This is a genomic window from Arthrobacter sp. Y3223065, assembly GCF_059090885.1.
The window spans coordinates 247279-260146 of the sequence record NZ_JBNHGC010000003.1; the positions used below are offsets into that span (position 1 = coordinate 247279).

General features: G+C 61.4%; 12 protein-coding genes. 4 read left to right on the forward strand and 8 right to left on the reverse strand.

Annotated elements, in window-relative coordinates:
- Positions 1-26 precede the first annotated feature (26 nt).
- Together AC5RUK_RS09770 and AC5RUK_RS09775 are read left to right on the forward strand one after the other, a co-directional pair.
- Positions 27-1112, forward strand: coding sequence for a phosphotransferase family protein (locus AC5RUK_RS09770; RefSeq protein ID WP_494152034.1), 1086 nt, complete (start codon positions 27-29; stop codon positions 1110-1112).
- A gap of 2 nt (positions 1113-1114) precedes the next feature.
- The gene (locus tag AC5RUK_RS09775; protein WP_494152035.1) at positions 1115-2326 is read left to right on the forward strand and encodes an acyl-CoA dehydrogenase family protein; all 1212 of its coding nucleotides are present in this window, start codon (positions 1115-1117) and stop codon (positions 2324-2326) included.
- A 74-nt stretch (positions 2327-2400) separates the two neighbouring features.
- On the opposite strand, the gene AC5RUK_RS09780 is transcribed toward AC5RUK_RS09775, so the two are convergent.
- From AC5RUK_RS09780 to AC5RUK_RS09790, 3 genes are read right to left on the reverse strand one after another with little or no spacing between them, the layout of a single operon-like run.
- A complete protein-coding gene (locus tag AC5RUK_RS09780) occupies positions 2401-3150 on the reverse strand; it encodes an SDR family oxidoreductase (protein ID WP_494152036.1) in 750 nt (249 codons plus the stop codon).
- Between the two features lie 55 nt (positions 3151-3205).
- Positions 3206-4396, reverse strand: a complete 1191-nt coding sequence (locus AC5RUK_RS09785) for an acyl-CoA dehydrogenase family protein (RefSeq protein WP_494152037.1) — start codon at positions 4394-4396, stop codon at positions 3206-3208.
- Between the two features lie 51 nt (positions 4397-4447).
- Complete coding sequence (locus AC5RUK_RS09790; RefSeq protein ID WP_494152038.1) at positions 4448-5662, reverse strand: acetyl-CoA C-acetyltransferase; 1215 nt, start codon at positions 5660-5662, stop codon at positions 4448-4450.
- A 154-nt stretch (positions 5663-5816) separates the two neighbouring features.
- On the opposite strand from AC5RUK_RS09790, the gene AC5RUK_RS09795 reads away from it, so the two are divergent.
- Together AC5RUK_RS09795 and AC5RUK_RS09800 are read left to right on the forward strand one after the other, a co-directional pair.
- The gene (locus tag AC5RUK_RS09795; protein ID WP_494152039.1) at positions 5817-6728 is read left to right on the forward strand and encodes a 3-hydroxyacyl-CoA dehydrogenase family protein; all 912 of its coding nucleotides are present in this window, start codon (positions 5817-5819) and stop codon (positions 6726-6728) included.
- A complete protein-coding gene (locus AC5RUK_RS09800) occupies positions 6725-7513 on the forward strand; it encodes a crotonase/enoyl-CoA hydratase family protein (RefSeq protein ID WP_494152040.1) in 789 nt (262 codons plus the stop codon). The genes AC5RUK_RS09795 and AC5RUK_RS09800 overlap by 4 nt, the downstream gene beginning before the upstream one ends.
- Before the next feature lie 177 nt (positions 7514-7690).
- Here AC5RUK_RS09800 and AC5RUK_RS09805 read toward each other — a convergent pair whose 3' ends face one another.
- From AC5RUK_RS09805 to AC5RUK_RS09825, 5 genes are all read right to left on the reverse strand, one after another.
- A complete protein-coding gene (locus AC5RUK_RS09805; RefSeq protein ID WP_494152041.1) occupies positions 7691-8941 on the reverse strand; it encodes an ABC transporter substrate-binding protein in 1251 nt (416 codons plus the stop codon).
- A gap of 41 nt (positions 8942-8982) precedes the next feature.
- The gene (locus AC5RUK_RS09810) at positions 8983-10077 is read right to left on the reverse strand and encodes a branched-chain amino acid ABC transporter permease (RefSeq protein ID WP_494152042.1); all 1095 of its coding nucleotides are present in this window, start codon (positions 10075-10077) and stop codon (positions 8983-8985) included.
- 97 nt (positions 10078-10174) lie between these two features.
- Entirely contained in the window at positions 10175-11059 is an 885-nt protein-coding gene (locus AC5RUK_RS09815; RefSeq protein ID WP_494152043.1) for a branched-chain amino acid ABC transporter permease, read from the reverse strand.
- Positions 11056-11787 (reverse strand): ABC transporter ATP-binding protein, encoded by a 732-nt coding sequence (locus AC5RUK_RS09820; RefSeq protein WP_494152044.1) that lies wholly within the window; start codon positions 11785-11787, stop codon positions 11056-11058. Before AC5RUK_RS09820 ends, AC5RUK_RS09815 begins: the two co-directional genes overlap by 4 nt.
- Positions 11788-11840: 53 nt before the next feature.
- The gene (locus AC5RUK_RS09825; RefSeq protein WP_494152045.1) at positions 11841-12641 is read right to left on the reverse strand and encodes an ABC transporter ATP-binding protein; all 801 of its coding nucleotides are present in this window, start codon (positions 12639-12641) and stop codon (positions 11841-11843) included.
- Positions 12642-12868 lie beyond the last annotated feature (227 nt).

The window sequence follows — 12868 nt, forward strand, 5'->3', positions numbered from 1 at the left end:
CACGACCGGCATGAAGGCGAGGAAAAATGGCAGAGAGTTCTTCCGAACAGCTGCCAGGGTTGGAGTTGAACCGCTTCTCCACCTGGCTGCAAAGGCATCATCCGACACTGGGAAAACCGCGCTCGGCCCGAATTCTCACCGGGGGCCGCAGCAACCTGACCTACAGTATTGACTGCGGGGACAATCAGCTCGTTCTTAGGCGTCCGCCCTTGGGCCACGTCATGGAGACGGCGCATGACATGTCGCGGGAATACACTGTCCAACAAGCACTGCAAGGGACGGGGTTTCCTGTCGCGCGAATGCACTTCATCCACGAAGACCAGGATGGTGAAGCCGGGGTCGGGTCCCGCTTTTATGTCATGGACAGGGTCTCCGGACGCCCTTTCGAGAGGGTAGAAGACAACCACGGATTTTCCCCTCAACAGTTGCATGACCTGAGCATCGAAATGGCGAGAACTCTAGCTAGATTGCACGCCACTGGACCCGCTGGGGTCGGGCTGGAAGACTTTGGCCGCCCGGAAGGCTACCTCGAGCGTCAGGTGCGCCGCTGGACAAAACAACTTGCGGCCTCGAGCAGCCGTGACCTTCCGGAGCTGCAACAGCTCTCAAAGCGTCTTGCCTCGGTCCCCGAATCCTCCGGGGTGTCCATCGTCCATGGCGACTACAAACTCAACAACGCCCTGGTTGACGCCTCCGGGGATAAGCTCGAGGTGGCGGCCATTCTCGATTGGGAGATGTCGACTCTTGGAGACCCGCTGGCTGATGTGGCGCTCTTCGGCTTGTACTGGCAGATGCCCTATTTGGACCCCGTAACCGCCGCGGTCTTCGAGTCACCGGTTGACTACGGCCTCGGTTATCCGGACTTTGACGCGTTATTGGCTGCTTACTCGGCTGCGCGCGGCATACAGACCCCGGACCTGACGTGGCATCTGGCGTTCGCGGCGTTCAAGACCGGAGTGATCACGGAGAGCATTCATTACCGTCATTTGGGTGGCGGGACTGTCGGCGAGGGCTTCGAACGGATTGGCGACATGAGCCTGCCGCTGGCCCGGGCCGGACACCGGTTCCTGGACGGGGAACGGGCGGCGGGCGAATCTATGGTGAGGAACTAACAATGCACTTTGAGTTTGACGACGTCACGCGGGACTATATGGAACGTGTGCAGGACTTCCTGAAGACAGAGATCTATCCCGCCGAGCCAGTGTTGGAACAGCAATTGGCCGAGGATCCACACCGCTGGGAGCGCCAGCCGGTTCTGCGGCAACTGCAGGAATCCGCCCGCCAGCGGGGACTGTGGAACCTTTTCTTGTCCGGAGACGGCGGTGCGGGCCTGACCAACCTGCAGTACGCCCCACTTGCCGAGCTGTCCGGGCGCAGTCCGAAACTGGCCCCCGCCGCCATGAACTGCAACGCCCCAGACTCGGGAAACATGGAACTGTTGCGCGATTTCGGCACCGATGAACAGAAGGAACGCTGGCTGCTGCCGTTGCTGGAAGGACACATCCGTTCCGCATTCTGCATGACGGAACCCGATGCTGCCTCTTCGGATGCCACCAACATCACCACCTCTATCGTGCGGGACGGAGGCGAATACGTCATAAATGGCCGCAAATGGTGGAGCAGCGGGGCGATGAGTGCCGAAGCCAGGATTTTCATCCTGATGGGCAAGACCGATGCCCATGGCCAGCGCCACCGCCAACAGAGCATGATCCTGGTACCCAGGGAGACGCCGGGGGTGAAAATAGAGCGTGCCTTGACTGTTTTTGGTTATGACGACCGGGACCATGGCGGCCACGCAGAAATATCGTTTACGGATGTCCGGGTCCCTGTGGGAAACATCATCAAGGGCGAAGGTGAAGGCTTCGCCATCGCCCAGGCACGCCTGGGTCCTGGCAGGATCCACCATTGCATGCGTGTGCTGGGGATGGCGGAACGGACGCTGGAGCTCATGACCGAACGTGCCCGTGAGCGCGTTGCGTTCGGTCAGCCGCTGGCCAAGCAGGGCGTAGTCCGGCAGTGGGTAGCCGAGTCGCGGATCACCATCGAAAGCTTGCGCCTACTTGTTCTGAAAACAGCGTGGTTGATGGACCGCTACGGGAACAAGGAGGCACACACCGAAATTCAGGCCATCAAGATTGCCGTCCCGCGCGAGGTTCAAACGATTGTGGATCGGGGCATCCAGCTGTTCGGGGGTGCCGGAGTCTCCCAAGACACTCCGCTGGCGGAGCTGTACGCCCAGGTTCGTGCCCTCCGCCTGGCCGACGGCCCCGACGAGGTGCATCTGTCTTCGCTGGGCAGGGCGCAGCTTCGGCCAGCAGGCGTTTAGGGCGTTGATGAGAAATGCCCGGCATCCCTCAGAAAGCCGGGCATTTCTTCGTTAACAGCAACCGGTTGACGCATCTATTCTGCGGTGACCAAGGTTGCACCGCCATCAATGACGAGAGTCTGTCCGGTGACCCAGGCCGCGTCTTCGGACAGCAGGAAAGTCACCGGTCCTGCAATGTCCTCCGGTTCGCCAAGCCGGTTCAGCGGGTATTTTGCCGCGAGTTCTGTTTCACGGCCTTCGTATAGAGCCCGAGCAAAATTGGTCTTGACGGCAGCGGGCGCCACTGCGTTGACGCGCACGTCCGGCGCCAGTTCTGCCGCGAGCTGGCGCGTCAAGCCGAGCACGGCCGCCTTGGACACGCCATACATGCCGATACCGGGGCTTGAGGTTACCCCGGCGATAGAGGCGATGTTAACGATGGCGCCCCTCCGCGCGCGAAGACCGGCGGACACTGCGTCCTGGGCCATCTTCAACGCTCCGACCACGTTGACGTCCAGAATCTTGCGTGCCGCACCGTCATCGAGATCCATCATTGGCCCGTAAACGGGATTGATGCCCACATTATTGACCAGGAAGTCCAAGCCGCCGAACTGGGCACCGATGACATCAAAGACCTCCGCACGGTGGTCCGGGTTGTCGGCCTTGCCCGCGACCCCCACTGCCGATGCACCAAGGACTCGTACCGCGTCTTGCAGCTTGTCCTCCCCGCGCGCTGTTATCAGCACCCTCGCGCCGCCGTCGACAAGCTGCCTGGCAACGGCCAGGCCAATCCCCCGGCTCGCACCCGTAACCAGCGCTGTCTTACCTTCGAATCTGCGGCCCACCCGGACCTTCCTTTCACTGGGGTCTTCGCGGTTCAACTGCACATCCGGCCGCCCGCTAGACAAAGGCCGATATCCCCGTGATGTGCCTGCCTACGATCAATGTATTCATTTCCCGGGTACCTTCGAAGGAGTACAGCGCCTCCGCGTCATTGAAGTACCGGATGATGTCGTAGTGCAAATCGATGCCGTTGCCGCCGAAAAGCTCGCGGCACCAGGCCACCACTTCCCTGGTTTTGCTGGTGACAAAGGCCTTGGCCATGGCCGAGTGGTGGTCTTGCTGCGTGCCGCGGTCCAGCATTTCGGAGGCACGGACGCACATTCCAATGCAAGCGGTGATATTGCTCAGCGACTTCACCAACAGATCCTGCACGAGTTGGTAGCTGGCAATCGGCCGGCCAAACTGCTCGCGCTGCTTGGCATAGGCCAACGCCGTCTCGTAAGCTCCGACAGCCGTCCCCACCGCACCCCAGGCGACGTCGATGCGCGTGCGCATCAGAATGCTTGCTGTATCCCGGAAGGAATTGGCGAGGGGAAGCTTTGCGCTGGCAGGCAGGACAAGATCCGTTAACTCGATATCCGCGTTTTGGACGGTTCGCTGGCTGTATTTGCCGTCGATCTTGGTGGCTTGGTAGCCGGGAGTGTCTGTAGGGACGACGAAGCCCTTGACCTGTCCGTCCGCTTCATCCCGTGCCCAAATAATGATGACGTCACCCCAGGTGGCGTTCCCGATCCAACGCTTTTGTCCGTTGAGTATCCATTGGTCGCCTTCCCTGCGGGCGGTCGTGCGCAGTCCCTTGGCTGCATCAGAACCGGAGAATGGCTCGGTCAGGCCGAAGGAACCGACCGCTTCACCCGTGCCGAGCCTGGGCAGCCATTCGGCCTTCTGTTGTTCAGAGCCGAGCAGCGCAATGGAACCCATCACCAAGCCGCTGGATACTCCTGTCAAGGTGGAGAACCCGGCATCCACCCTCGCCAATTCCATGGTGACAAAACCTCGGAATACGGCTGAGTTCTTGAACGGTGCGGTTTCCTCGTAGGGGAAGGCCAGCACGCCGAGTTCACCCAAGCCGCTGACCATATGTTGGGGAAACTCCGTACGTTCCCAGTAGTCATTTATCTCGGGCCTGACTACGGTGTCCATGTAATCGCGGATGCGTGCGAGGGCGGCGAGCTCGCACGGTTCGAGGTCCTGCTCATAGCCGTAAAAGTCGCCGGTCAAGACGGTGAAGCCAGGTGCCTGGCTCATTGTCGAGGTGCCTGTCATTTTAGGCCTTTCTGTCGAGCTGAAAGATGGTCGCTAGAGACGTTCAATTACCATGGCCATACCCTGCCCGCCGCCGACACAGAGTGTAGCCAGACCGAACTGGCCGTCCTTCGCCTGAAGCCCATTAACCAGGGTGGTGAGCATGCGGACGCCGGTCGCCCCAAAGGGGTGGCCGAGTGCGATGGCGCCGCCGTGGGGATTGAGTCTGTCGAAGTCGATGCCGAGTTTGCGGGCCGAAGGCACGACCTGAGCGGCAAATGCTTCGTTAAGCTCCACGATGTCAATGTCGTCGATGGACAGGCCTGCCCGGTGCAGGGCCATTTCGCTTGCCGCGACCGGCCCCAGACCCATGATCTCGGGCGAGAGCGCCGTGACGCCGCTGGAGATGATCCGTGCCAGCGGGTTCAGTCCCAACTCTTTGGCCTTGACTGCCGACATCATCACAGCCGCCGACGCGCCGTCGTTCAACGGACAGGCATTCCCGGCGGTGACGCTGCCTTCCGGCACGAAGGCCGGAGTGAGCTGGGATAAGGCCTCAACAGTCGTCCCCGCTCGCGGGGAGTCGTCTGCGCCGACCACCGTACCATCAGGCAGCACGACGGGCACGATTTCCCGCTCGAAGAAACCTGAGGCGATTGCCTCCTGCGTGCGTCTCTGTGAGAGGGCTGCGTAGTCGTCCTGATCCTGCCGGCTGGTGCCCGTATGCGTTGCGACGAATTCCGCCGTGTAGCCCATTTGGAGATAGATGTCGGGCAGCCGCCCGGAACTCCGCGGGTTCTGCCACGGCCGCCCCGACTCCGCTGTCTCTTGGGCAAACCGGGCGGCGGGACCAAAGGCAGGGTGCTCGTTCATGGCGATATCGCCATACCGCGATACGCACTCCACGCCGCCCACCAGATAGGCATTGCCCTCGCCGGCTTTGATCGCGTGAAACGCCATTCGGGCTGCTTGCAGCGAAGAAGCACAGAACCGGTTGACGGTGGAGCCGGGGAGCCCGTCGTGGCCCAGCAGGACGGCGACGCGGCGCGCCATGTTCTGACCGTGTTCACCATGGGGCTCGGCACAGCCGAGATATAGATCTTCCACATCGGCTATGTCCAGGGCCGGCACTTTGCCCAGGGCAGTCGTGAATGCCTGGGCGGCCAGGTCGTCCGGACGCATGTCCTTGAGGGAGCCCTTGCGTGCCCGCCCGATGGGCGTCCGCGCGCTTGCGACGATCACGGCATCGTTGTCGGCCATGTGTTCCATGACGTTCCTTTCCAAAGTCCGAAGTCAACCGTCGGAAGAAATCGCTTGACTTCTAGCAGAATACTGAGCAACTATAAATTGGTCAAGATATTGACAATCACATGGCATCGACCCGGCCCTGCTTTGTCTGCGGGCCAAAGCTGAGGAGAACCCCTTGTCAACCGAAACACGGACCGCAACTGGCGGCGGGACGAATACATCGTTGCGCTTTTCCGAGATCGGCATCGTCGGAGCCGGGCTTATGGGAGCCGGCATCGCCCAAGTGGCAGCCGCAGCAGGCATAAAGGTCCGTTTGTACGACACCGACGCCGCCGCCGTTGGCCGAGGCAAGGACCAGGCCGCCAAAGGGCTGCAACGGCTGGTCGATAAAGGACGCCTCAACCAGGACGGGTTGGATTCCGCGATGGGGCGCATTGTCGCGACAGCGGACTTGTCCGAAGTCGCCCGGGCGGGGGCTGTTATCGAAGCGGTCATCGAGAACCTGGACATCAAGCAAAAGGTTTTCTCCGCTTTGTCCGCCGAAGCCGATGATTCGACTGTCCTGGCCAGCAACACCAGCGCCATGTCGATTTCCGAGATCGCCGGTTCCTCCAGCCGCCCCGAACAGATCATCGGCATGCATTTCTTTTCGCCGGTTCCTGTGATGCCATTGTGCGAAGTGATCCGTGGCTACAGGACCAGCGACAGCACCTTGGAAGCGGCCCTCGCACTGGCTGCAGATTTGGGCAAGCAGAGCATTGTGGTTAACCGGGATGATGCCGGATTCGTGACGTCTCGCCTGATGACGGTCCTCATGCACGAAGCAGTCCGCTTGGTTGAGCAGGGTATCGCCACTGCGGAGGACATTGACAAGGCCTGCGAACTTGGTTTCGGCCATAAGATGGGCCCCCTTGCCACTGCCGATCTCACGGGTGTGGACGTGGCGTACCGGGCTGGGCGGGCCATCTTTGAGGGCACCGGCGATCCCGCCTACCGTTCTCCCCAACTGCTGCGGCGGATGGTCGCCGCCGGGTATCTGGGCCGAAAGTCCGGCCAGGGCTTCTACGAATACGAAGGCGCCAAGTGAGCGCGGCACTGGTGGAGACCTCGGACCGGATCATGACAATTACCCTGAACCGCCCGGAGGCATTCAATGCCGTCAACATGGAGATGTCCAACCTAGTTGCAGAAGCACTGGAACGTGCTGAAAGCGACGACGACGTCCGGGTGGTCGTCGTCCGCGGGGCCGGCAACAAGGCATTCTGCTCGGGTGCAGACCTGAAAGCCGTCGCCCGCGGCGAGGAACTGTTTGATGCACAGGGCCGGTACGCCGACTGGGGCCTGGCCGGCTGCACCGAACGCACCATCGCCAAACCGGTCATCGCAGCAGTAGAGGGAATCGCGTACGGCGGCGGCTTCGAGGTAGCCCTTGCGGCAGACATCGTGGTGGCATCGTCGGCGGCGAAGTTCGCGCTCCCCGAGGTTAAGGTGGGCCTCATTGCCGGCGCCGGCGGTGCCGTGCGGTTGCCGCGCCAGCTTCCCCTAAAAGTAGCAATGGACATGCTGCTGACCGGAGAACCGATGGGAGCAGAGCGCGCTTATTCCTTGGGGCTGGTCAGCAGGCTCAGCGCCCCCGGGGAAGCCTACGCCGAGGCACTCCGCCTCGCCACGGCGATCAGTGAGAACGCCCCGTTGTCGCTGCAGGCCACCAAGACGGTGGCTGTCCAACTGGAAGCGGGCCGGGCCGGAACGGAAGAAGCAGGCTGGAAAGCCAACTCCGTGGAATTTCACGAAATCCTGACCAGCAATGATGCGAAGGAAGGTGCCACGGCGTTCGCTGAGAAGCGGACGCCTCAGTGGACCGGAACCTAAAAGCACCTGACAGAGGAACGTTTGAAGGGGGTGGCCGGTACCGGCCACCCCCTCGTTGTCCACGAATCCTCTCCTAGGGCCACCCGATCTGTTTCGGCGCCCGCTCGTTTCAAGGACTAAGGAGAGGAGCCTGCCAGGGCCGGCCGGCTCCTCTCTTCGGTGCTGCTGGCTCCTGTCCTAGTCAGCCAGTTCTTCGCTCGTGTACAGCCCGTCGGTCACATTGCGCAGTCCGCCTTTAACATCGGCGTCCATGCGGAACATGAATAGGGACTTTGTCGGGGACTGTCCCGGAACACTGAAGTCCATGTCCGGCATGATGCCGTTTGAGGCCAACGGTCCCATCGACTTCTTGGCCGCTATCACGCCCTCGGGAGTCAGGTCTCCGGCAGCGCACGCTTCCTCGAGGACCTGGTGGACCATCCAGGCCGAACCGTAGCCCATCGATGCCTGGTTGGTGAGGTTCTCCCCCGGGAACTTTTCCTGCAACTTGGCAAGCAGCTCCTGGCCCTCTTTGGTGTCATAGGTTGTGGCAGGAGAGCCTGCGTAGAAGTGCTTCTCCAGGTACTCGCCGCCCGTGTTGTCCAGCATCGACGGCGTATAGGACGGCCATGATCCGCCCATCGTAATGTCATGTCCGCCCGACTGCAGCACGGCGGCAACGGAACTAGTATGGGCTGGAATGGAAGCAACAAGAATGGCTGACGCTCCGGCACGCACGGCGTCGTTGACCGGGGCAGTCATGTCCGAGTCCGAAGCCTTGACCATGTATTCCTTCAGGTCCAGTTTATGGGTTTCGGCCGCAGCCATCGCTCCCTTGTGCCCACTCTCGCCGAAGTCGCCCTCAAGGTAGATGACACCAACGGTGTCGCCGTCCTTGATCAGGCCTTCTTCGATCAGGTAGGCCGTGACGAGTTCCATGTCCAGGTTGTAGAACAGTGCGGGGACCATCACCACATCGCTCTCCCCCAGATGCTCAGTTGAGGAACTGGGGACGATCAGGCGGTGGTCGCGCTCGGCCTGTTCCAAGATCGCTGCGGTGTGTGATCCGCCGACAAAGTCCTGGTAGGCCAGGATTTTCGGCGTCATCTGGCTGTACATGGACACCGCGTTCTGGACGTTGTAGCCATGGTCCTTCACGTCCAGCTCTACCTGAAACTGCTCGCAAACGCCACCTTCGGCGTTGACTTCGTCCCAGTAGGTCTCGACGCCACGGGTGTGGTCGGTCGTGAGTGCCGCGAAGGGCCCCGTCAGGTCGCCGAGGACACCCAGCGTGATGGTGTCGCCGGATATGCCTGCGCCGGTCTTGACGCCACCGGCATCGCCGGCACTTTCATCACCGCTGGCCTTGGTGCTGCACGCCCCCAGTGCCAGTGCAACCGAGGCCGTGACTGCGGCTGCCAGCATGCGCTTCGAACGGACTGCGCTCATTGTTGATCCTCCATTGGATTCGTGGTTCTTCAGTTGTTGAATTAGGGCTGGATGGTCTGATCTGGTGATGGTGCTGGTTCTCGGCGGACCTTTGACCGCTTGCCCCCGGAGCGCCACCGGGTAACTGTTTCGAGACCCGAATCCCACATGCCGGCCAGTCCGGACGGTTTGAGGATCAGGACCAGGATGACGGCCGCCCCGTAGATGTAGCTCGCCAAATGGGACGCCGAAACCCCGCCGGGGGCGTTGGAAACGAAAGGGATATATTCGGAAACGTCTTGGATGACGAGTGGCAACGAAGTGACAAATGCCGCCCCGGCAATAGCACCCCCGACCGAGCCGAGCCCGCCGATCACGATCATGGCCAGGAACTGGAGGGACAAGTCCATACCGAACGATTGCGGGGCAATGCTTCCAATTGCCAGCGCGTACATGACGCCTGCCAGCCCGGCATAGATGGAGGAGAGAAAGAAGACCTTGCCTTTGTACTGCATTACGGGGACGCCCATGACGGAGGCGGCCAGTTCGCTGTCCGCTACGAGTTTCATCGCCCGGCCGGGCCGGGACTTCAACAGGTTCCGCGCAAACCAGGCGGCCATGACCAGGAGAACGATCCCGAAGTACCACAGGAGCTCGGCCCGACCGAAGGGAACACCCAGGATAACGGGGGGATTGTCTGAATAATCGAACGGTACGCCGAACAGTTCGAAGGCGGGTGTGGAGCGTCCATTAAAGCCGCCGGACAACGCGCTGACGGTATTCAGCACATGCAGGCCAATGAACACCAGTGCCAGGCTGGCGACACCGAGGTAGATGTCCCGGAGCCGCGCCGACATAGGAGAGAACAGCAGGCCGGCCAGCCCCGCGAGCAGCACACCGCCCACCATGCCGAGGAGCGGCGGGAGTCCCAAGCCGATAATCGGACCCAGACTGGTCTCCTGCGATTCTCCCGACAAGACCACGTAGGACAAAGCGCCGATGCCCATGAAGAAGGGATGCGCCAGGGATAGTTGTCCCGTTGTCCCGGTCAGGAGGTTCAGGCCGATGGCCCCCACTGCCAGTGCGCAGACAGTAAAGCCCAACTGTAGCCAGAAGGCGCTGACGTAGAGAGGGGCCACCATCAGGATGACGGCCACTGCGAGCAGAGCAACTGGTTTCGTGACTTTCTCAAACCGCCTGACGCGTACGCGTGGCCGTGAGACCCGTCTGGATTCTTCGAGATTGATGGTCGTGTTAGGCACGGACAAACTCCTTTCGTCCGAAGAGGCCCTGTGGCCGGATGATCAGGACGATGATCATGACGATGAACGGCATGACCTCGCCGATTCCGCGTCCAAGGAACGACAATTCCGACTGGTACCCGACGGCGAACGCCTCGACCAGCCCGATAATCATGCCGCCGGCCAGGGCGCCGGCCACGGAGTCCAGACCACCGATTATCGCGGCGGGAAACGCACGCATGGCAATCACGGCCAAGCTCGGCGCCAGGCCGGGGGTGGGCGCGCCGGTCAGAAAGATCCCAGCCACGGCGGCCAGCGCACCGGCAATGACCCATGAAACCATGGAAATCCGGCCGAGTTTCAGCCCCACCAGCTCGGCTGTCTCACGGTCCTCGGCCGCCGCCCGCATCGACACTCCCCAAGAGGAAAACCTGAAGGCGAGCAGGAAAAGGCCGATTACAATGACTGCGGTGAGAATGGCCACGAGCCGATTGACCGGAATGGTCATGTCGCCCAGGACCCAGGTCGAGGCACCCCAGGGATGCCCGAGGGGCAGGATGTCAACACCCATCTGGCGAACCAGTTCGGTATTCATCAGGACTTCTACCCCAATGGTCATGATTGCCAGCGAAATGACAGGAGCGTTGCGGATCGGCCGCACCAAAACGCGCTCTATCAGCAGCGCGACAGCCGCGGCCGCAATGATCCCGGCCACCACGGCGCCGAAGAAGCCGAGCGCTTCATGCGTGCGGGCGGTGACGTACGCCCCCGCAACTACCAACGAGCCGTGCGAAAAGTTCAAGACCTCGGATGCCTTGAAGACAATCACGAAGCCAAGGGCCACCAGTGCATAAACGGCGCCGAGTGAAAGCCCTGTGATCAGAAGTTCCAGATTCATGATGCTTTCTCCGAAGGGGTACCAAGGTAGGCGCCGATGACGGCAGGGTCGTTCTGGACCGAGGACGGCGTTCCATCCGCTATCCGTCTGCCGAAATCCAGCACCGTGACACGGTCCGAGATGGACATGACCATTTCCATGTCGTGCTCAACGAGAATGACCGTGATAGCCAGGGACCGTGCGATTTGGGCTATCAGCGCGGAGATATAGCGCTTTTCTCCCGCGTTCATGCCGGCCACCGGCTCGTCTAGCAGCAGTACTTTCGGTTCCATGGCCAGCGCCCGTGCTATCTCGACACGTTTCTGCCCACCGTAGGACAGCTCGCCAACCGGGCCGTGCAGCTGGTATGTCAGGTCCAAAAATTCTGCTATTTCCCGAACGCGGTCCAAGTGCCGACCCTCCTCGACCCGCGCCGAGGGAAGCCCGAGGCCAGCAGCCAGGAACCCTGTGCGGGTCAGGGCATGGCGGCCGAGCAACATGTTTTCCTCGACCGTCTGGTGCCCGCTCAGAGCCAGGTTTTGAAAGGCACGCGCCATGCCGAGTTTAGTGATCTTGTCCGCCCGCAGGCCGACGAGCTCTTGATTTCCAAGGCGGACAGACCCGGACTTCGGCCGATACACGCCGGACAGGACGTTCAGCATGGTCGATTTCCCGGCACCGTTCGGACCGATGATGGAATGGATGGTCCCCGGCTCCACGGAAAAACTTACTCCGTCGAGTGCGGTCACAGCACCGAACCGGACAACGACGTCGGTGACCTCTAGTGCGGAAACGTGCTCGTTCATGCCTTCTCGCTCCACGGTCGCAGGGTCTTGCCGGCCAGACTGGGTGCCGGCACTCCAGTTTCTTCCTGCCCTCCGCCTCCGTGGCCGAGGTATAAGTGTTTGATCTCGTCCGTTGCCGAAAGCTCTTGGGCCCTGCCATGCAGCGAAACCCGCCCTGTTTCAAGCACGTAGGCGTAGTCCGCCACGGACAGCGCCATGTTGGCGTTCTGTTCGATGATGAGGATCGAAGTCCCCTGCTCGTTGATCGTACGAATGACGTCTCCGACCTGCGCCACCACGAGCGGAGCAAGACCGAGCGAAGGCTCGTCCAGCATCAATAGCTTCGGTGACGCCATTAGGGCGCGCCCGATTGCCAGCATCTGCTGTTCCCCGCCGGATAACAGCAAACCGCGCTGGTTGCTACGCTCTCGCAGCCTGGGGAAAAGATCGTAGACGTACTCCCTGGCTGCTGCTGCGCCTGCCTTGGTCTGCCGCAGGCCGCCGACCCGAAGGTTCTCTTCCACCGTGAGCCTGCCAAAGATTCGACGCCCCTCGGGGACCTGCACCACCCCGTTCGATACGATCCCGGCTGCATCTTTACTCCGAAGGTCGACTCCGCCGAAGCTGACGCTTCCGGAGACCACCTTGCCCTTATGCCGTTTAAGGTTGTTCGACACCGATCGCAGCAAAGTTGTTTTGCCGGCGCCGTTGCTGCCGAGCAGTGCCACGACGCCACCCTGCGGCACCTCCAAGGTCACGTTGCGCAGAGCTGTGAGGGTGCCTCCGTAAGTCACCGACAGATCTGAGATTTGGAGCATCGACGCTCACCTTTCGCGTTGCCAAGTCCGCTACCCGTTGCCGTTCTCTAGAGATCTAGCTAGATCCCTAGTTACGATAGCACCGCGTGATGGACGCCACAAGCGTCAGCTGGACACAACCTCCCCCGAAGCGGAGGCGGGCGCAGTTTTGCGGCCCGACCGAAACATCAGAGGAACAAAGGGTGGCCAAGTAGTGTGTTCCGGTCGAAAAAAAACTAGACTTCTAG